At 54.3% G+C, this 18,847-nt stretch carries 19 protein-coding genes; 2 read left to right on the forward strand and 17 right to left on the reverse strand.

The genetic code is table 11. The features are described from left to right. The 5 genes from AB5Y47_RS01475 to AB5Y47_RS01495 form a co-directional block, all read right to left on the reverse strand. Entirely contained in the window at positions 1-1,704 is a 1,704-nt protein-coding gene (locus tag AB5Y47_RS01475; protein WP_368219665.1) for an EH signature domain-containing protein, read from the reverse strand. Then, positions 1,701-2,411, reverse strand: a complete 711-nt coding sequence (locus AB5Y47_RS01480; RefSeq protein ID WP_058052924.1) for a flagellar motor protein MotB — start codon at positions 2,409-2,411, stop codon at positions 1,701-1,703. Before AB5Y47_RS01480 ends, AB5Y47_RS01475 begins: the two co-directional genes overlap by 4 nt. After that, on the reverse strand, positions 2,411-4,459 hold the full coding sequence (gene zorA / locus AB5Y47_RS01485; RefSeq protein ID WP_368219667.1) for an anti-phage ZorAB system protein ZorA: 2,049 nt from the start codon (positions 4,457-4,459) through the stop codon (positions 2,411-2,413). The genes AB5Y47_RS01480 and zorA overlap by 1 nt, the downstream gene beginning before the upstream one ends. Continuing rightward, on the reverse strand, positions 4,456-4,671 hold the full coding sequence (locus AB5Y47_RS01490; RefSeq protein WP_368219669.1) for an excisionase family DNA-binding protein: 216 nt from the start codon (positions 4,669-4,671) through the stop codon (positions 4,456-4,458). The genes zorA and AB5Y47_RS01490 overlap by 4 nt, the downstream gene beginning before the upstream one ends. 131 nt (positions 4,672-4,802) lie before the next feature. After that, positions 4,803-5,360 (reverse strand): recombinase family protein, encoded by a 558-nt coding sequence (locus AB5Y47_RS01495; RefSeq protein WP_368219671.1) that lies wholly within the window; start codon positions 5,358-5,360, stop codon positions 4,803-4,805. Positions 5,361-5,691: 331 nt separating this feature from the next. Between AB5Y47_RS01495 and AB5Y47_RS01500 the strand changes: the two genes are divergently transcribed. Continuing rightward, on the forward strand, positions 5,692-7,392 hold the full coding sequence (locus tag AB5Y47_RS01500; RefSeq protein ID WP_323952243.1) for an SEC-C metal-binding domain-containing protein: 1,701 nt from the start codon (positions 5,692-5,694) through the stop codon (positions 7,390-7,392). A gap of 119 nt (positions 7,393-7,511) precedes the next feature. Here AB5Y47_RS01500 and AB5Y47_RS01505 read toward each other — a convergent pair whose 3' ends face one another. The 11 genes from AB5Y47_RS01505 to AB5Y47_RS01555 form a co-directional block, all read right to left on the reverse strand. Beyond that, a complete protein-coding gene (locus AB5Y47_RS01505) occupies positions 7,512-9,740 on the reverse strand; it encodes a nuclease-related domain-containing protein (protein WP_319863443.1) in 2,229 nt (742 codons plus the stop codon). A gap of 275 nt (positions 9,741-10,015) precedes the next feature. After that, positions 10,016-10,291: a hypothetical protein gene (locus AB5Y47_RS01510; RefSeq protein WP_045524329.1), complete on the reverse strand. Its 276-nt coding sequence runs from the start codon at positions 10,289-10,291 to the stop codon at positions 10,016-10,018. Next, positions 10,278-10,592 carry a hypothetical protein gene (locus AB5Y47_RS01515; RefSeq protein WP_045524331.1) on the reverse strand — a complete coding sequence of 105 codons (315 nt, stop codon included), beginning with the start codon at positions 10,590-10,592 and terminating at the stop codon, positions 10,278-10,280. The genes AB5Y47_RS01510 and AB5Y47_RS01515 overlap by 14 nt, the downstream gene beginning before the upstream one ends. A gap of 259 nt (positions 10,593-10,851) precedes the next feature. Beyond that, entirely contained in the window at positions 10,852-11,547 is a 696-nt protein-coding gene (locus AB5Y47_RS01520) for a phage antirepressor KilAC domain-containing protein (protein WP_045524332.1), read from the reverse strand. 219 nt (positions 11,548-11,766) lie between these two features. Next, positions 11,767-12,408, reverse strand: a complete 642-nt coding sequence (locus AB5Y47_RS01525; RefSeq protein WP_045524333.1) for an inovirus-type Gp2 protein — start codon at positions 12,406-12,408, stop codon at positions 11,767-11,769. Then, positions 12,401-12,652 (reverse strand): hypothetical protein, encoded by a 252-nt coding sequence (locus tag AB5Y47_RS01530; protein WP_139737018.1) that lies wholly within the window; start codon positions 12,650-12,652, stop codon positions 12,401-12,403. Before AB5Y47_RS01530 ends, AB5Y47_RS01525 begins: the two co-directional genes overlap by 8 nt. A 96-nt stretch (positions 12,653-12,748) precedes the next feature. Next, positions 12,749-13,219: a hypothetical protein gene (locus AB5Y47_RS01535; RefSeq protein WP_368219677.1), complete on the reverse strand. Its 471-nt coding sequence runs from the start codon at positions 13,217-13,219 to the stop codon at positions 12,749-12,751. A gap of 1 nt (position 13,220) precedes the next feature. Next, a complete protein-coding gene (locus AB5Y47_RS01540; protein ID WP_045524334.1) occupies positions 13,221-13,427 on the reverse strand; it encodes an AlpA family transcriptional regulator in 207 nt (68 codons plus the stop codon). Between the two features lie 467 nt (positions 13,428-13,894). Further along, entirely contained in the window at positions 13,895-14,428 is a 534-nt protein-coding gene (locus AB5Y47_RS01545; RefSeq protein ID WP_139737019.1) for a hypothetical protein, read from the reverse strand. Beyond that, positions 14,425-15,660: an integrase arm-type DNA-binding domain-containing protein gene (locus tag AB5Y47_RS01550; RefSeq protein WP_045524336.1), complete on the reverse strand. Its 1,236-nt coding sequence runs from the start codon at positions 15,658-15,660 to the stop codon at positions 14,425-14,427. The genes AB5Y47_RS01545 and AB5Y47_RS01550 overlap by 4 nt, the downstream gene beginning before the upstream one ends. 213 nt (positions 15,661-15,873) lie before the next feature. Next, entirely contained in the window at positions 15,874-17,250 is a 1,377-nt protein-coding gene (locus AB5Y47_RS01555; RefSeq protein ID WP_010675155.1) for an amino acid permease, read from the reverse strand. Between the two features lie 356 nt (positions 17,251-17,606). Between AB5Y47_RS01555 and AB5Y47_RS01560 the strand changes: the two genes are divergently transcribed. Continuing rightward, entirely contained in the window at positions 17,607-17,882 is a 276-nt protein-coding gene (locus AB5Y47_RS01560) for a hypothetical protein (protein ID WP_010675154.1), read from the forward strand. Positions 17,883-18,012: 130 nt separating this feature from the next. On the opposite strand, the gene AB5Y47_RS01565 is transcribed toward AB5Y47_RS01560, so the two are convergent. Continuing rightward, positions 18,013-18,825: a pyruvate, water dikinase regulatory protein gene (locus AB5Y47_RS01565; RefSeq protein WP_010675153.1), complete on the reverse strand. Its 813-nt coding sequence runs from the start codon at positions 18,823-18,825 to the stop codon at positions 18,013-18,015. Between the last annotated feature and the right edge of the window lie 22 nt (positions 18,826-18,847).

Genomic DNA, 18,847 nt, shown 5'->3' on the forward strand with positions numbered 1-18,847 from the left:
CTATCGCCACCAGCCCTTGCCGGGCTTGTAGCGGAATCCCCAATCCAGAAGAGCTTTGCTCACACTAGGGATACTGTTATCTGTTCTAACCCAGAGATTGCCATTCATATCGCTTTTGTCCTCCACCTTCAGGCGGTGGGTCCGTGCGTAGGCATCAAGATTAGCCCTGCTGAAGCTTTGCCCAGTCTGGGTGGGCCTAGAATGAAATGCTGGAGGTGGAGAAGCCACATGGGGAGGCTGCGAAACGGAAGCTGACGTTGACGCAGTCGTTCTTGATGGGGCGTATTTGGCAATCGCGTTCGGGTTAATGTTGAAGTGCTCCTTCAGCGTTGCCTCGAACATGTCTTCCCATCGACTCCACCCTTTAATGCCGTCTTTATGCCCCATCCAAAGCAACCGCTGCTCGTTTTTGAGAGAGTTCCGTGCGTTAACTGCAGTCTCTACGGGGCAAGAGGCATCAAACGGAAGCGCTTTGCGAACATCGTAGCCATAGAACGCATTACCCATGCCGCCAAACTCCACTGCGACCAAGTCACCTAGGGTCATGATGAAGGCGTTGTTCGAGCGGTCATTAGTATAGAGCTTTGTGTAAAGGCCCTTCATTTTCGTACGCAACGCAATGAAGTCACGGTCTCTGGAGTCGTATGCGTGGGGACCAAGTGCAAACTGGATGTTATCCATCGACTTCACGTAGCGCAGCCAGAAGTTGGCACGCCTGCGGTCGCCGACGCCGTCCTCTGCAAGTTTGGTGAAGAAGGCCTCGATAAACTCGCGTTTGAGCCACTCGGAGACCATCTCACGCGCCGCCGGCACGACCCCACCCCAACGAGTCTCGTTCGATGGCAGCCAAGGATTGCCCCACCAGTCGACAGAAGCATTGCGCAATGGTTCGTTGATGCCCGGCTGCGATGCTGATGCGTACTTGTCTAGCATAAGGATTAGGCCCCGGTCACGTAGAACCTGATTGTTGGCCAGAAGCTCAAGCAGACGAGGTATGAGTCCCTTGAATTGCTCATATCCAAACTGGGTGGCCTGTCGTACTTGGGCCAGAACGAGCTCGCGCAGGAACCAAGATGACTTGACTACGCCGAGTTGTTCGCACAGATGGTCAATCTTGGCCATGTCTCCTGATAAGACATCCTCCGCGTAGGCCGCGCAGGGATCCTCACCAAACACCAATCTATTGCTGACAGCAGTGATGACCCAGTCCGGGTTTCCTTGCTTGTCGGTAATGTTCTGGGCGCGGTCATTAAGATAGTCCCGAAGGTCGCCCCAGTTCTGCTTAGCGATGGAAGGCGTTTGAGCAATCATTGCGTCATATGCGAAGTAGCTTCGCACCAGGCCTTGGTAGCACCGTCGGTACCAGCGAGGCTCGTCGACCCACTGATCCACTCCGGTCTTGGCATCTAGGACGGCCAAAAAACGCTGGCGATCTTCCATGATGCAGGGGCCGGAGGGACGACTAGGCACGCACATGCTAAACGACACCATGCGAGCGTCCTTGAGGGTTTCGAAGTGTTGGGTCTCCCAGAACTTGCGGACTGCTGCCTGTTGAAGGTCTTCAGGTATATATGTACCGGTGCCAAACTTGTTGTGCTTGCGAAGCGAAGCAATAACGGGGTCCAAGTCGTCAGAGTGCGGGAATGGCTGTTCAGCAGCGCTGAGGCTACCAAGAAGATTTGAAAGACGGCTGAGCGCAGTCATCGCAGTGCGCACTCGCCAAAGTTGCCCGCACCGGCCGGTGGTGCTAAACGTGCTTCGTCGACCCCGAGAAATTCCAATCTCATCTCAACGCGACGGCTCTCTTCTGCCGTCTCCTTTGACGCATTGAAAGAGTATCCACCCACAAAAAACAGTCCACGAACTTGCTCTTTTTGTTCGTCATTGAGCAAGCTTGGGCCGCTGGTATCAAACATCGTGCAAAGCACCCGCTGGCTGCGCAGGAGACTCAGGTTCAGGTTGGCGAGATAGGTTCCCTTTTTATCGGTATAGCCCTCGACGACAATGCGTTTAAGGATGCTTTTGCCTAAGTCATCATTGGCAAGGTTGAGGATTTCCGGAACGAACTTGCGCAGAACCTCTTCCTGCTGGGTGTTCAAACGCCAATCTCCAAAAGCGAATTGTGCACGCTGGCCGAAATCGATGACATGGCGCAGTTTGTCGACCTTGATGCCCTCATGACGCGCCGCAGCTTGTTCGAAACGCTTCATGATTAGCTCAATGTTTTTGCTGTGCTGCTCTTGCTTCCTCTCACGCTCAGACACACTTTTGGTGACAGCCAACAGCGCAACGCCCATAACGACCAGGAACAACACCATCAGCGCTGTCATAAGGTCAGCGAATGAGATCCAGAATGGCTTTTCCGCCTCGTCGCGGTTACCCCTACGCCGCATAGTATGCATACTGAACATTACTTAGCGCCTCGGGGCAAGGGGCCAAGACTACCAAGCGAGACCTCAAGCTCTTGGACAGCAGTAGAAAGCAGGCCGACGGCACTGCTGAGCTTGGTATGAAAATCGTGGTTAACCTTTGCCAAGGTCGAGACCACCGATTCTCGGAATGCCTCACTGGAACCTGCAAGAACATCGCTTACACCATCCAAGTACTCGTCCGCAGCCTTCTGAGCTTGGCTCAGCTTATTGGTCGACGCCTCGATGCGCTGCAGCACATCACCAGTGAGGCTGGCTTCCTTCCTTGCCAACTCGATAGTCGAACGCACATCTGCAAGCAACGTACTGACAGAGTCACGTTGCACCTTGTAGTCTCGAAGGGCGTCCTGCAACGCACTTGAGCTAGTTGTGAGTGAACCAGACAGTTCGGCTAGCTTTCCGCTGACCGTAGTTGTTTGTCCCATAACTGCCGCGACTCGGTCGCCGGCGGCAGCAAAGTTGGCAGCGGCCAGATCCAAGCGATTCGCACCCGCGCTCATCTTGTCCACGGTCGAGGCTGTGGCCGCCGTGAGCGTGGAAACGCTTTGTGCCATCGTTTGCGAGGCTGCAGATATCTCTTTGACGGCCGCTTCGACACTACCAGTCATCGCTGATACGGCTGTAGAAGTACGTTCTGCCATTGATTGTTCGCGCGCTCGGTTGCCTTCGAAAACCTTGTCCTGAGACTCGTTGAGCGTCCCAAGGATACTAGTCATCTGCTGACCGATAGAAGCCAACGTGGACTGAAGCTTCTCCTGGGTCTCTGCCTGAGAGGACTGAACCAGCTGCCGAATCTGGTCGACAAACTCCTGAGTCTGGTTATTGATACTGGCCTGGCGCTCTTCCATCGCCTTGATTGAGGCTGCCATCTGGGCAGCCATGTCGTCAGTTGTCTTGCGACCACTTTCTTCCAGTTTACCAACCAAGGCGTTGAGCGAAGCAACTGCTTCCTGCATCCCCTTAGAGGTCTGCTGATTCAACTCATTGATACCGTTGATTTGTCCTCCAAACAGGTCGTTCAGGCGCTGACTGAAACTGACCATGACGTCATTCAGCATCTGGACGGCGGTAGAACTCTGCTCGCCGGAAGCAGACTCAACGGAATTAGCAATCTTATCCAAGGGATCTTTTAAGCTACGTTCGATGCTGCCTGCGATGACGTCGCCTAGAAGCTGGTTATCCTCACGAGCTGCCGCAACCTGTCGGGCAGATGACTCTTCAATGTGCTGAGCGAGTTGCACGTTGAGCTGTTGGCCAGTCGCCAACTGAGAAGCAGAGAGCTCTCGCAAGATGTCGCCCAGCTCCTTAACTAGCGCATCCTTGAGGATCTTGGACTGACTGGCTGACGATTCTGATGCGTTGACCAAACGGGACAGATATTCCTCGCCCGCACCAGACGCGAAGCGAGCGTCAATGCCATGAGCAATAGCTTCCGTCTTCCGGTAAAGCGCGGCCAAAAGCAATTTTTCGACAAAAGTAACCAGCATAGCGGCCGCAATTGCAGTAGCAGAAATGAGGAATGCTTCACCGACCGCGTGCATCAGTGATTCGAGACTGGCGCGAACTGTTACCGCGTTCTCGCTGACCTGAAATTGACGCAATCCCTCGATCAGTCCGGTGAAAGTCCCGATGATGCCCAAACCGGTAAAAATACCAGGCAAATGCTTGAAAAATTCAGTGCGCAGACGACTGTCGACAACAAATTGTTCATTGAAAAACATTTCAGCAGCAACTGTTGAACGAACTGCATTAACAACCATTTGGCCATCTCGTTCTTCCCGCTGCTCATGTAGCGTGTCCTGAAATTCAGCCCAAAGATGGGCAAGCAGCTTGTCACCAGCAAAAAGCCTTTTGAAGTTGTTGGGTGCAACGCTCGCCTCGAATACCCCTATCTCGTTGGAAATCTTCCGCAGCCTGAACCAGTGAATTACACCAGGTATCAAGAAGAAAATGAAAAATGCTACAACCAGCAGGCCGAGCAACCCTCCAGTCACCAAGAGGTGGGTAGCAATTCCGGCAAACTCAATCATTTCTTTATTGCTCCTAGGGCATTCGTTTTCATCGCTTCATCATCGGCACCACCCGTGCGCACCCATCCATCGACTTCGGACACCTTAAACTTCCAGAGACGCCTAACACGGTGCGCAGGCTGTCCCTTACGGTCGATCCAGCGGCAGATAGAAACAAATGTGACACCTAGGTATTCGGTAGTCGGTGCGACAGACACCCATGGTTCACTCATTAAATACTCCGATTGTCGAAAAACGGCGGCATAACGTCGAAATTAGTCATAAAGCGAGTAATTTATCAGCTACTAGCTGGGCCAGCTAGATTCAGATGCAGAAAGTGGAAATGACCCCAAATAATGGACATTTATAATCTCCGACAAGCGCGCTTAACGCTGGCGAGTGAGATCCCAAAGTGTTCTGCGGTCAATTTGATGCTCGCTGAGTTTTCTTTACGCCAGATAGCGACAGCTGCATCGTCAATTGTCTTTTCACGCCCAAGCGCCTTACCCTCTGCCTTGGCCTTAGCGATCCCGGCCATCTGACGTGTTTTGATGTTCGAGCGCTCCAGCTCTGCAACTGCGGCTAACATGGTCAGCATGGCTTTGCCGATGGGGGTGGACAGGTCGAACCCCTCCCGCAGACTGATGATTGAAACGCCCTTGCCTTGCAGTGCCTCAACCGTGTTCAGCACGTCGATGGTATTGCGCCCAAGGCGGTCGACAGCGGGCACGATCAGCGTGTCCCCCTTGCGTATGAACTTGAACAGTTCGGCGAACCCAGGACGCTGTAGCGCCTTCACTGCCCCCGATACGCCTTCGTCAGCAAACCAGGTCTCCACCTTGTGAGTCTGCTCAATGCTGTGCCGCTGCGCCCCAATGCTCTGCTCGCCCGTGCTGACCCTGAGATATCCGATCACCGCCATGATACGCCTCTTTGGTTGGCTCATTATCTATGGCTCTAAATATAGATGTGGCTCATAGAGAAAACAACAGATTTGAGCCTATGGTTTGGGAGGAGTGGCTTAATGGGTCAAAAGGTACACTCTTTGAGCCATTCGAGGAGAGATTCGGCACGACGTCACCGAGTCTCGGCTTCGCCATAATCTTCAGCATTCATTGTGAATGTAATCGGCGGTGTTTTCGCCAATAAAATGCTATAACCCGTCAAAATTAACAAACTTGTATCGACCAAGACCTTGCACACACTAGGGCTTTTTTCGATATTGTTGGCCATCAACCTGCTTGAGATTATTCATGGACGACATTCAATTGGCATATGGTGCTTCTGCTGACATAGGACGACTTTACAGAGATGCAAAAGCGTTCAGTATCGACACTCCTGTACTGGCACTGTTGTCACTACGTGGTCTGGCCGCAATTTTTTGTGACTACTTGGACCGTGGCTTAACGGAGCTGATGCTATCCGACAAAATCTCCCATCTTGATCAACAGGGAATGCTCAAGCCAAAAGTGAAACAACAATTACGGTTGTTGCAAAACAGTGGAAATAAGGCTGCCCATCCAGAAAGTTACGATTTCATTAAGCTGAACCTACCAGCTCTCGTAGCTGAGGCATTGGTCGTGGCGAGGAACCTGATTGAGCATCTCTATACAGCTAGGCATCAGGATGTACCTGAATATGACATCGCAGAAATTGAATCTGGAGTTCTGAAAGAGATGTGTGTCCGCGCGATGCTTGATCAGGATGTCGACGCCATGAATCAGGCGGGTAATTTTTTCAAGGAAAGAGCAGATCAACACTCCAAAGATGCGGTGTTGCTTCATTCCGATGGATACCCTCTGGAAGCGAAAGAAGATATCGACCATGCCATGTTCTGGTTCAAAAGAGGGGCCAACAAGAAACACCCCAACTGTCTTTACGAGTACGGACACTATCTAACCAAGCACTTGTTCAATGATCAGGAGAAAGGGCAAGCACAGATTCATGAAGGGGAGCTATACATATCGCAGGCAGCGCTTGCGGGTCATGCTGACGCTCTTGTCTATGCAGCCCAGAGAACAATTTCTGGGATAGGTATTTTTGTTCAAGATGAAGCTTACGCATTCGAGTTATATGGCCGTGCAGCAAAGTTGGGCCATCCCGCAGCTCTCTCTGGGTTGGGGCTCATGTATCTTGAAGGTGTCGGATGTGAGGCCAGCCCGATTAAAGCTGCGCAGCTTACCCTCCAAGCAGCGCAAGCTGGCTTCCCCCAGGCGCAGTACAATCTTGCTGTCCTCTTCATGAATGGCACAGGGGTGCCAAAAAGCGAAACAGACTTCATCCACTGGCTTGAGGAAGCAGCCGCTCAGGATTACCCCTGTGCGGTGTATCAACTAGCCTGTTTAATTCGTGACGGCAGGATTCCGAATCGCCCTGCTAGCGATGCGGAGGCTGAGTTTGAGCGGGCGATGGAATTTGATGAGTTTAGGGCCCGTGCGACTCTATCAGCAGCTGATATGATCTATGAGCGTACTAGCCAGCGGCCGGATCTACTTCGTGCGGCGGTATATCTGCAAGACTGCTTCGCACTCCTGTCAACAGATGGTGATCCAACGGATTTACGTGGCGAATGCTTGTTGGCCTGTAAAAACGTCGTCGAGCGTCTGCGAGAGCAGATCAACGTAAATGGGCCGGATAGTTCGCTAAATGGCAGTGACATCATCACTTTGACCCTCTTCGACCATCACTGTATCCCTGTTGTCGATAGACAAGTCCGGCAGATGGCGGTTGCCGAACAGATGTACAATTTAGGTCGCATATCAAGCGATCAGGGTGTTGCGTACCTGCTACGTGAAGCCTGCCTCAATCCACGACCGATACGGCAAATGTCCCGAGAACGCCAGCGGATGAGTGTTTTGCGTAGTGCCTCCAATATTCCACAATTGGGACGAAACGAACCTTGTCACTGTGGTTCCGGAAAAAAATTTAAAAAGTGTCACGGTCGTGAAGCGTGACAAAAGCATTGAATCTTGACTACAAACCCTGCTTCGGTATCGATGGGGGCTGGCTGTGTAGGTACACAGATATGGTGGTGCTAGCTATCCATCTCTGGTTCATGCCAAATGGCTGGTGCCTAAAGCAAGTCACACCAGACCCCATCGGACTCGATCAACCTAACAAGAGCTTGCGCACTGAATCCGTCGGCATACAGTGTCTCTTCCTCATTCTCAACCTCAGCCTCGTCCATCTGTTCAAACGCCCGCAGATAATGCGGTTCATCGCGCAAAGCGATCTCCATGATCTCGCGGGAGACGACGTGGAAACCATCGATGACCTCACCATCAAATTCAATCGAAGTATCCACAACCCAGGCATGCAGGGCTGGCAGGTGATTGAAATCACTCAGCAATAGAGCTGAACGCAACCCTTGGTCATTTAGCAAGGCTTGAAGCACAACCGGTTGCTTGCGCTTTAACTGCCTCGCCGCCTTGCGCAGGGTATTGGTTCGATGCAGCCAGACTTCATGACGAGTTGAACGGATGAAGCCAGACTTGACCTCCAGCAGCAACACTACCCCATCCAAGTGACAGATCAGGTCCACCTCACCAGCATCGCGCTCATCACTCAATGGTGGTTGGTAGCCCACGACGACGCTGAACCCCCTCTGCCTTAGCGCTTCGGCAAGGGTATGTTCAATACGCTCCGTTTCGCTGCGCAAAGCTGTCCGGCGTTGTTCAACACGACGCAGGTTATTCACCGCAGCGGTCAGATTGTTCTGTTGACCGGCAACCCAGGGGAACTGAAAGCTGTAGCGGCCAATCTTGTAGAACGGTCGCTCGTACAGCCGTGGTGAAGGCATGTTAGGTACTTGCCTCATCTGTGCGGATAGAGCCTGCAGATCACTGGTCCAGAACTTCAGGATGGCACTGGCCGCTTCGGTGTCGCCCTTGGGATGCTCAGGACTGACGGTCCAACCACAAATTCGACTGATCTTATCTTTCGGTTCCGACCAGGTGATGGGAAAGCGATTCTCGCCTTGTACAAGCCCGTCCAGAGCTAATTGACCAAGTGCTTTCGCTGCTACACCTGAGTCGTCCATATAGCGAAGAAAAGGCTGAAGAAACGCCTGCTCAAAAAACACTGTCGTCAGCTCACTGGCTAATATCGCGTGGTGCAGTGCTACCTCAGCTCCGTCGTTCAGTCTGACCCGCTCACCCAGACCGAAAATCGTCTGCAGGTAAAGCTGACTGCGGATGGCTTTTATGTAAGCAAGCTGATTCGCTTCGTGATTTTCCGGTCTCCCGATGATTTTGCCAGCTATATCTGAAGCTGCGAATTGGTCAATCGCGCGGTACATCCAGTAGTGCCAAAGCAACTTGCTTTTGCGCCCGGTACGCTGCCAGCGCTGTGAGCCCGTATATGTTTTGTTGAAAATGACCGGTTGTCCCGGTTTGAGCTGGTAACCGCAATCACTGTCAAAACAGAACCAATTGATGGAATTCTCGTAGTCGATTCGCTCGCGCATGGCGGCAATAAGCAAGGCGACCGATTCGAGGTTGGCAACGTTCTCTCGCCCCACACCTGACTGTGGAAAAAGGATTGGCGACAAATGACGCTTAATAGAGCGGCCGAGAGCTTCCTCTGTCAGTTGAAAATCACACTCAGAGCAATTCGACAGCTTGCGCGCTATTAGCCGATCATAGACATCCCAATCTTCCGCAGAACTGTCCTTACCCTGAGAGGCACCAAGTTGCCCATATGCGATCACGCTCAAATAGGAAAGCAGCTCTAGTAACGAAAGCGACTTCAGGTGGGTCTCAGCCAGTGCAATTGCTTCGTCGAATGGTTCGAGTTGCTCAAGGAGACGATCACAGACGCCGAAAAATTCGTACCAATCTCCGCTACCGAGATTGTCTCGGAGATGCCGCCAGATCAGTGAATCGCTGCGTGTAAACAGCTTCGAGTAACGAATCGCCCAGCGCAATACATCTGGATGACGAGCGGCCAGATGATCCAGCAGCGCAGTGTTAATAGCATCCTCAAAATGCAAAATACGTCCCAGTGCCAAGCTTGCCAGTTGAGCACCTTCAAGATTGACTGGCTCCCACCAAAAGGACGCGGCAGCTAGTCCGGCAGCACGATTGCGAGTTGTGTACTTGCCGCTCGGACGTTGATCCAGAAAGTCGTGAAGGCACTCATCAAGTGCGGCGAATGGGGCAAGCTGCTGAGCATATCCAGCAAAGATAGTCTGGTAAAAATCCTGACATTGCCGCGCCTGGCCATTCATATCTGGTGATCCTTTTCCAGCCGTCGAATCTTGATATTCAAAGACACTGAAACAGATTGCCCATGTGAGACCCATAGCAAGATCGGGTAATCTGTATGAAAGGAAATAGTTAGCACGTTTCCCTGAAAGGGGAAACTGCTGATGAGGAGCCAAGAACTGGCAATTACGGATGTGGTAAGCAGGGCGGCAAATCAAAATGCCCCACAAATGCCCCACAGAACTGGGGGACCGGAAAAGCACAAGGGCCTAGTCGAAGCTAAGCCCTTGTTGAATTTGGTCGGTGTGAGAGGATTCGAACCTCCGACCCCTTCGTCCCGAACGAGATTGCAGTGCGGGATGCAGCGATGAAATTATTGCTCTACTTTGGCGCCATCAGTCGCCTGTTGTTGCCGGTACTCGTCTCTAAGTGCCTCAATATGAGCAAGGTCCCGGCCATAAAACTCGATCCCTGTGAACGATGAGGTTGCTGTTTTTTCTTGCATACAGATGTTCCAGGAACCGCACCGGGGGTCATCGCCATCAACCAGTGCTACGAAACTCACCTGACTCACAACTTTCAATTGCTTATCCGGATCAACGCACTGCTCGAGACGAGCCAGGCGGCCTGAAATGTTACGGCTGGTCATACTTTTCCCCTGACAGTAACGACGCTTCCAGCTTTGCCACCCGCTCTTCAACGTCACGCAGGCTGCGGATCTTGAGCTCTAACAATTCAGCATCAATGGAGTGCTCAGGCGTCACGGGCTTGAGCGCAGGATAGGCCCGCTCAATGACCAGCTTCACAGCTTGCATCTCGCCTGCCTCAACGGCCGCCCGTAACTGCTGCAGTGCTTCGGCGACGAGGTTAGCCGGCAACTGGCTGCGCTTGCCCAGTGCGCCTTTGGGGCGGCCAGCAGCATTACCCGATTTCCCAGGTTGATACTTCATTACTACGCTCCCGACGCTTGACGTTGACTGCTCATGCTACGACCACGAAACCGTAATTTGAAACTGTAGCGCTCTGTTAATTACCTGTTTTTTACAGGGTTCCAAATCTGATAATTGAAGCTTTGCGGGCTCTTGCATCTACTGTTGCTCGGCATACTCCACGTCTTCGTTATTGGTCATCCAATGCAGAACTAAATTGAGTACCTTCAGCACTGCTGACCTTGTTACAGGTTGCCGCATGCAGCGGTGTAGCCATGCGTTACACTGCCACCGCTTTCAGATGGCCACTATCCAACAACTTCTTGATCAGCCACTGCTGTCCCTTGCCGGTGAGCCGGGGCGTAAACCTCAGCCAAGTCTTCCCCTTTACCAGGACGGTTGACTGAACCACCGTAAAATAACCCCGGTCCTGATACTCTTGGTAGGGCAAGTTCTTCTGGATTTTGCCCGTCATCAGGATCCCCATCTCACGCAGCAGCGCAAAGATGCGATTCGGGCCGATGCCCACCGTCTTGGCAAAGGTGCCGAGGAGAATCCCCTTGTCTTCCCCAGCTACCAAGTCAGCGAACATCACCTTCGGGGCATCCTCAGCCACCTTCTGCTCCAGTGCGATATTCTGCTCGGCCAACTCAGCAGCCAGCCGTAACGCCTCGGGCATGGTCTGCGGGACCTTGGGGCTCCGCTGCTCCAATTGCTGCCAGCGGCGAATGATCCGCATGCGCAGGTCGGTGTTGTAGCCAGCAACCAGGCAAAGGGTCTCCTCTTTATCCAACATCAGACACGGTTGGATACGTCCCATCCTGTCTTTGTAATCTCCCGCTTTCTCGGGAGATTGAATTTCAACCAGCATCTTGCGGATATCGACCAACACATGGTCATGCCGCTTACCAGTCAGCTCCGCAATTTCCACACTGCTCATCACCGGATCTGCGCCCATTTTCATCAGCTCATTCATTGGGTATCCTCCCAAACTTCACGGATCTACCATCTCGACTACCTCGCCCGGTACTGATGGCCACGTCCAACTAGCCCAAAATAGAAAATGGATTGGACACAGTCGGACCTGCTTTTTCCTCCACCGCTGCCTACCATCGGATTGCACCTGGCGCAATCATCATCGCAAGAGATAAATTCCACCGCAGCCCCTACAGGGGTGACCGCTCCCTAAGAACGGTTAAGGAGCCCTTGACTTGATGCGCGAACATCCAAAATCACGGGCACCGTCTGGTCGGAACCCCTTGCCCCTCGCCTTGGCAAGGTAGCTGGCCCGGTAGACTGCGTCCGCCACCAATGCTGGCTTGTCGATGAAGATGTACGGCTTCTTAGGTATTGAGGCTGTTCCCCCCATGCGCGCCCAAATCTCCCCCAGCTCTGCAAGCAATTTGGACGAATACCTTATCTTGTCACCGTCCAGCATCAGGACCAGGTGGTAATGCTGACGCTGAGCTTTTTCCTGCTCCCTCACCCACAGGAACCCCATATGCCGCGTTTGGTAGCGACGCTTAGCATGTTTGCGAGCGGCCTCAATGAACGCGCTGACACGTTCACTAGTGGCCTCTGGCTGGAGATGGTGAAGATCAAACCGGACAAACAGCACCCGCCGATAAAGGTCGACCATGGCAGTGAGTTGCTCGATGGTTCTCTGCAGGATCAGGGTATAGCAGCCCGACTTGGTCGAGTTGATCGGGTAGTTCATTCCTGCAAATGGGTATTCGTTCCGATGCGTCACATAGTCATAACGCTCGCCCTGTTTGCGCTTGGCCTCACCTGTCAGGTTGGCCACCACCGATGACGGCAACCCACCGTCCTCAAACATGCGTCGCCACCCACGGCAGGAGCCGCCCGTGAATGACAACTGTATTAAGGTCTCTAACTGGATAACCCCCCTTATAGATATTATAAAAAACCGCCTTTTTCTGACGATGTGAGCGTCCAGCCAGACCGCGCCATTGCTGGAAATACGCCATTTTTTGTGGCGGGATTAGCATGGCGGGATTACCGCAACTAATGCCATGCGACAGATAGGCTTTTTTGGGGGCTAATTCGCGGTAATTGGCCATGGTATGAGGGTCATTGCCAGAGGGGGTCATTAGGGGACGCTTGTGATGAGGTGGTGGGTCCAGGTCGTCAACTGTTGACCCATTACGCACCATGATTTATGCCCCAGTGTCAGGCGAGGTGAGGCCCCCCCAACGCTCATCACGCTTCGGATCGAAACCGAGTGCCAACAGCGTTGCCAAGGATGCTTTGCGTTCGAGGAAGGGCATGTTGGCAGCCAGAAGGATGGCGTTGCTACGCTCCAGAAAGGTAATTTGCTCAAGCTGATACGACGTCAGATGCTGGCGCAGCTCCCCCGCCAGCCCCCGCGCGGTAAGCCACTGCTTACTCTCCATCCCCAACACCAGACGGTTAATCATGTTCAACTCGTTGATGTAGTGGTATTCAACCGTATCCTTTCCCTGCCGGGCACGCTGCTGCAAGGCGTGACACATCCAGGTGTGATGGTCTTTGGTGGCCTTGAGTTGGGCTTGCCAGTTGTTCAGAGACCAGGTGTGGAGTGGTGGGCACAGGCAGCGCTGGCTGTCGTTAGCCTCGCTGCACTGCTGCATGTTTTGGAAGGGGCGCATGTTAGTTGCCCCCATCCAACCGCTGGGATACCCACTGCTGGACCTCATCAGAATCCCAGCCAATGGCACGGGTACCGATCTTGCGAGCTTGGGGGAACTCGCCACGCTTCATCAGCTCGTAAATCCAGGCGCGACCGAAACCAGTGGCGGTCTTGACCTGCGGAAGCCGCATGATGCGGCGCTCGGGGGTGGGGGAATGAGTAGACATTGCTAAATCTCCTTAGTGCCCGATAGGGCTGAGTGGACTTAGCTTCTTCATTATAAGTAGAGAAAAATGAGCTGCAACGCTAAGTTATTTTCTCTACATATTGATATCCCCTAGCGACGTAATTCGGCCTGAGCTATTGGTAGCGGCAGGCCACCTTACCCTTGTTCAGCTCAGCTGTAGGGGGGCTCCAACACGTGTAAGTCACACTCCTCCGTGCCAATGTCATCGGGGACGTTGGCGTTCTGGATTGGTACGGTGGTAACGAACAATGACATTCATCAAGCGCGGCATGGGAAGGGTGGGAGTTGTCTTTACACTGGCCGGACAATCGCCAAGTGAGGAGCTGATGGCGTAGGTGTCCATCAACACACAAAGCACCCTGGCTTTGCGATCAAAAAGCCCCAGGGGTATCGAGCTCCTGGGGCTGAGGCATTGGGGAAAGGGAGGTTAGGTGGTATGGGTAAGCACTAACGCTGGCTCCGGCGTCGCAGTGCAGACCGTCGATTCTTCTCGCAATTATCCCTGTACTTCTGCGCCGGTTCGCGTAGCTGGTCAGCCTCATGCTCGCTGGCAACGAGTCGTTGCTTCAGCGACCTCATTTCCTGATGAAGCCTTCGGATCTCCTTGTGGCACTCCTCAAGGTGCTCGGGAAGACGAAGTCCCTGCGTCTCATCGCTGGCCCTTGCTGCATCTTCGACAACATCAAGCAGGGTTGGACGGGGCAGATCGGTGAGCTTGGCTGACCAGTCCGCACCACTGACCTTCAGCTGACGTGCCCAAGCAGCCAGATCTTCGATTGTGATTCGTTTTTCTACCCTTACCAGCTTGTTGGTTGTCACTCCATACTTGATCCGTTTACGCCAGCGATCTATACCCTGGCGCAGGATTTCGCCCGAACGTTGGTCTCGCTTTGCAAGCAGGGTAGCCGCCTCGTTGAGGGTGAGCCTATCTCCGAGTTGGTATGGGTGCATGGGTTGCGCTTCGTTAGGTGCCATTTTCATGCTTGTCCGAATCCTCCTACTAGCACATTCTCGGCTGGTGGAGTGGTGGCATAGCGAGCCCAGTCTGCCATTACTGACCGGCGCTTTTCCAAAAAGTCCGACCGGGAATAGGCGGCTTCGGTCTGGTCGCGCTTATCGTGAGCCAGTGCCAACTCGCAAATTTCGCGCGGGTAGTGGGTACGCTCATTGGCCCAATCCCGGAAGGTGGAACGAAAACCGTGCCGGGTAATTTCGGTGTAACCCAATCCGTGCAGCAGCTCGCGCATTGCATTGCCATGCATCGCGCCACTCTTGCCCTGGCCGGGAAACAGATAGGGACTGCCTTCCATCCGCTCCATGCCCTGCAGCATGGACATCACTTCCCGAGCCAGGGGAATAGTGAACGGTTTACGCTTCTTCATGCGCCCGGCTGACAGCGACCACACCCCGGCCTCCCAGTCAAATTCCGACCACTGGGCGAGGCGGATCATTTTGGTGCGGGCGCCAGTCAGGATCAGCAGACGGGCCGCCACAGCTTCACGGCTGGACAACTGCGATAGCACTGTCATTAGTTTGGGAAGTGCTCGCCAATCCAAAGCCGGGAAGTGCTGACGCTGAAGCGCCCTCTTTTTGTCGGCTGCGCTCAGCAGATTGTCCAGGTGGCCACGCCAGCGGGCGGGGTTGTCCCCTTCACGTAAGCCTCGGGCCTTGGCGGCATCCAGGATTTTCTCAATCTGGCCGCGGACTTCATCAGCGGTGCGGGTCTTATCTGCCCAAATCGGACGCAGCACTTTCAGGACCTGCTCCGTCTGGATGGTATCAGCCGACAGTTGGCCAATGACGGGAAAGGCGTGCAGCTCCAGCTTGCGTAGCCAGCCTTTGCTCCATTTTTCAGACCACGAAGCGCCATGGGCGGCATGATAGTCCAAGGCTAATTGTTGGAAGTTTATTCGACGTGCTGCAGCTTGGCGCTCCGCCTCGCGCTGAGCGGCGCGCTGTGCATCACGGGCCGCTAAGGGGTCGATTCCCATGCTCAACTGCTTGCGCGCGTCGGCGGCAAGCTGACGGGCCAATTTCAGGGACACGGCCGGGAATTTGCCCAGCCCCATCTCACGGCGCCGGCCATCCAGCTGATAGCGAAACGTCCAGGATTTGGAGCCACTAGGTTTGACCTCCAGCCGCAAACCATCGCCGTCTTCATAGGTGCCGGCTGCGACCAAATTCTCCACTTGCTTGGGGTTGAGCTTTCCCATGCCATCCTCCTACCCAGTGGGGGGAATAAATTCTGTCCCCCCATCTGTCCCCCCACTTTTCCGCCGGATGACGGTCATTTTGAGTGGACACCAATAGACTAAAACTAGGTACTATCCATTGATAAGTCAATGGTTTAATAGATTACTCTGGACGGTGATAGATATCAAAAAAGCCGGTCAGTGACCGGCATTTTTGCTGGAGAGGCATGATGCCTAGCCCAGGTTGGTAGCCAGCTTGCGTTGGCTCTTCTGTTTGAGCAGATAGCCGATACCGAGTACCAGGACCCAGGCCGGGATCAGCTCGACCGAGATGCGGGTGCCATCGTTCATGTACATGATCACCAGGATGGCGGCCATGAAGGCGAGGCAGAGGTAGTTGCCAAACGGGCTCCACAGTGCCTTGAACTTGGTGGTGACGCCTTCTGCAGCCTTCACCTTGCGGAACTTGAGGTGCGCCAGGCTGATCATGGCCCAGTTGATGACCAGGGCGGAGACCACCAGGGACATCAGCAGACCAAAGGCCTTGCCCGGGATCAAATAGTTGATGAGCACGCACAGCAGGGTGGCCGCGGCCGAGATGGTGATGGCGGTCAGGGGCACGCCGCTCTTGTTGGTCTTGAGCAGGGCCTTGGGGCCGTTGCCCTGCTTGGCCAGGCCAAACAGCATGCGGCTGTTGCAGTAGACGCAGCTGTTGTACACCGACAGCGCGGCGGTCAGCACCACCAGGTTAAGTACATTGGCTACCAGGTTGCTGTCGAGCGCATGGAAGATCATCACGAACGGGCTGCCGCCTTCCACTACCTTGCCCCAGGGATAGAGGGAGAGCAGTACGGTGAGGGCACCGATGTAGAAGATGAGGATGCGGTAGATCACCTGGTTGGTGGCTTTTGGGATGCTCTTCTCGGGATTGTCCGCTTCCGCTGCCGTGATGCCGACCAGCTCCAGACCGCCGAAGGAGAACATGATGAAGGCCATTGCCATCACCAGCCCGCCGACGCCGTTGGGGAAGAAGCCACCCTGGGCCCAGAGGTTGCTGACCGTGGCCTCGGGGCCGCCGCTGCCGGAGAACAGCATCCAGCCGCCGAATCCAATCATGCCGAGAATGGCGACCACCTTGATGATGGCGAACCAGAACTCCATCTCGCCGAACGCCTTGACGTTGGAGAGGTTGATGGCGTTGATCAGCACGAAGAAGAAGGCCGCCGACATCCAGGTCGGGATCTCGGGCCACCAGTACTGGACATAGATACCGACTGCCGTCAGCTCGGCCATGCTCACCAGTACATAGAGCACCCAGTAGTTCCAGCCGGAAGCGAAGCCGGCGAAGTCACCCCAGTACTTGTAGGCAAAATGGCTGAATGAGCCGGCAACCGGCTCTTCCACCACCATCTCGCCCAGCTGGCGCATGATGAGGAAGGCGATGAAGCCGCCGATGGCGTAGCCCAGCAGCACCGCAGGGCCCGCCATCTTGATGGTGTCGGCAATGCCGAGGAACAGGCCTGTACCGATGGCACCGCCCAGTGCGATAAGCTGGATATGGCGGTTTTTCAGACCGCGCTTGAGCTCCTCGCCGTGTTGTTGAAGATCCATGCTTCCTTCCTTACGTCGCTGAAATCACTCGGCTCGCGTCCCGTCAGCCACAGCACTTCCTCTGCCTGGCGCGGCATCTTGTGCCGAAAACGTGACGAAATCCGTATTTATATCGTTACGGTTTGCCGCTGGCTGTTTTTTGTAGCGGCTACCAACCCGAGCAGAATAGTGATAATCGACCGTCCATGCACCTGTTTTCCTCATCATTGGCTGCTATTTTGTGCGCCATGCAGGTTTTTCATGATCTGGGAAGGGGTTTTGAGAGTGGTTGCTGGTTTTGTGTTCGGGTGGATTTTAATCTATTGACTCAGTCCGGTTTTCATGGCCTTGTTGCCCTTTGATAAAAAGGGACTCATATGATGGAGCGTATAGTCGGTGGCCTGGTGATGGCCGTGCTCTGGCTCGGGATCTGGCTATCCCCCATGTTGCTGACGATGGCGATGAGCAGCCTTGTTGTCTGGGGCTGGTTGGGAGCGGATTACCTGGTGAACCACATCGCCATGGTGCTCATCCTTGCTGCCGGGATGGGGATGGTGCCAGCTTGCTGGCTGAGCGAGCGAGTCCGCAAGGGCAGGGGACTCATCCATTTTCACGGCATGTTGATGAACAACAAGGAACTCAACAAGCCCTGAGCCTGCTCGCCCCGCGAGTGATGGGATGCCAGCGATGATGCTGGCATCATTTTTTCATCCTGTTCTTCTGTTTCGTTATCTTGCCACTGACTTGTTTAAATGGTGTGTTGTGCTGTCACAGCCTTGCAGGTTAGCAGAGCTGGCGGCGAAGGCCGGTCGCTTCCAGGATCTTGGCGCTGATCTCCTCGACCGAGTGGGAGCTGGTATCGAGGAAGCGGATCGCCTCCTGGCGGAACAGCCTCTCGACGCTGGCCAGCTCCTGTTTGCATTGATCAAGCGAGGAGTAGCGGCTGTTGGCGCGGCGCTGGTTGCGGATCTCGTGCAGCCGCTGCGGCATGATGGTGAGGCCGAACAATTTGTGGCGATTGGCCTTGAGGGCGGCGGGCAGCTCCAGCGATCCCATGTCCTGCTCGATAAAGGGATAGTTGGCGGCGCGAATGCCAAATTGCAGTGCCAGATAGAGGCTGGTCGGTGTCTTGCCGCAACGGGAGACCCCGATGAGGATGATGTCTGCCTCGTCATACTCCCTGGTGGTGATGCCATCGTCGTTGGCCAGCGCAAAGTTGACCGCTTCGATGCGATCGTCGTACAGCTTGCGGTTTTCCATGCCATGGGTGCGATGCAACCTGGGTTCGGCCTTGATACCGAGCTCCTGTTCGAGAGGGCTCACGAAGGTGTTGAGAAAATCGTGGCTGCTGGCCTGGGCCTTGAGCACCTCTTCACGCACCATGGGGTCGACGATGGTGTGAAACAGGATGGGGCGCACCCCGGTCTGGCGAAACTGCTCATCAATGCGTGCCCGTACCTGGCGCGCTTTCTCCTGGGTCTCGACAAAGGGGATGGTTACCTGTTCGAAGGCCAGGGGAAACTGGCTCAACACGGCGTGGCCGAAGACTTCGGCGGTGATGGCGGTGCCGTCGGATACATAGAATACGGTGTGCACTGCGGACTCCTGTGGTGCGCTC

Origin of the sequence: Aeromonas sp. R7-2 (assembly GCF_040908105.1) — a bacterium.
Classification (GTDB): Bacteria; Pseudomonadota; Gammaproteobacteria; order Enterobacterales; family Aeromonadaceae; genus Aeromonas; species Aeromonas caviae.

Excerpts from the sequence above, each read along its gene's own strand:
- AB5Y47_RS01475 (WP_368219665.1), bottom strand. The coding sequence starts at position 1,704 with ATGACTGCGCTCAGCCGTCTTTCAAATCTTCTTGGTAGCCTCAGCGCT.
- AB5Y47_RS01480 (WP_058052924.1), bottom strand. The coding sequence starts at position 2,411 with ATGTTCAGTATGCATACTATGCGGCGTAGGGGTAACCGCGACGAGGCG.
- zorA (WP_368219667.1), bottom strand. The coding sequence starts at position 4,459 with ATGATTGAGTTTGCCGGAATTGCTACCCACCTCTTGGTGACTGGAGGG.
- AB5Y47_RS01490 (WP_368219669.1), bottom strand. The coding sequence starts at position 4,671 with ATGAGTGAACCATGGGTGTCTGTCGCACCGACTACCGAATACCTAGGT.
- AB5Y47_RS01495 (WP_368219671.1), bottom strand. The coding sequence starts at position 5,360 with ATGGCGGTGATCGGATATCTCAGGGTCAGCACGGGCGAGCAGAGCATT.
- AB5Y47_RS01500 (WP_323952243.1), top strand. The coding sequence starts at position 5,692 with ATGGACGACATTCAATTGGCATATGGTGCTTCTGCTGACATAGGACGA.
- AB5Y47_RS01505 (WP_319863443.1), bottom strand. The coding sequence starts at position 9,740 with ATGGGTCTCACATGGGCAATCTGTTTCAGTGTCTTTGAATATCAAGAT.
- AB5Y47_RS01510 (WP_045524329.1), bottom strand. The coding sequence starts at position 10,291 with ATGACCAGCCGTAACATTTCAGGCCGCCTGGCTCGTCTCGAGCAGTGC.
- AB5Y47_RS01515 (WP_045524331.1), bottom strand. The coding sequence starts at position 10,592 with ATGAAGTATCAACCTGGGAAATCGGGTAATGCTGCTGGCCGCCCCAAA.
- AB5Y47_RS01520 (WP_045524332.1), bottom strand. The coding sequence starts at position 11,547 with ATGAATGAGCTGATGAAAATGGGCGCAGATCCGGTGATGAGCAGTGTG.
- AB5Y47_RS01525 (WP_045524333.1), bottom strand. The coding sequence starts at position 12,408 with ATGTTTGAGGACGGTGGGTTGCCGTCATCGGTGGTGGCCAACCTGACA.
- AB5Y47_RS01530 (WP_139737018.1), bottom strand. The coding sequence starts at position 12,652 with ATGGCCAATTACCGCGAATTAGCCCCCAAAAAAGCCTATCTGTCGCAT.
- AB5Y47_RS01535 (WP_368219677.1), bottom strand. The coding sequence starts at position 13,219 with ATGCGCCCCTTCCAAAACATGCAGCAGTGCAGCGAGGCTAACGACAGC.
- AB5Y47_RS01540 (WP_045524334.1), bottom strand. The coding sequence starts at position 13,427 with ATGTCTACTCATTCCCCCACCCCCGAGCGCCGCATCATGCGGCTTCCG.
- AB5Y47_RS01545 (WP_139737019.1), bottom strand. The coding sequence starts at position 14,428 with ATGAAAATGGCACCTAACGAAGCGCAACCCATGCACCCATACCAACTC.
- AB5Y47_RS01550 (WP_045524336.1), bottom strand. The coding sequence starts at position 15,660 with ATGGGAAAGCTCAACCCCAAGCAAGTGGAGAATTTGGTCGCAGCCGGC.
- AB5Y47_RS01555 (WP_010675155.1), bottom strand. The coding sequence starts at position 17,250 with ATGGATCTTCAACAACACGGCGAGGAGCTCAAGCGCGGTCTGAAAAAC.
- AB5Y47_RS01560 (WP_010675154.1), top strand. The coding sequence starts at position 17,607 with ATGATGGAGCGTATAGTCGGTGGCCTGGTGATGGCCGTGCTCTGGCTC.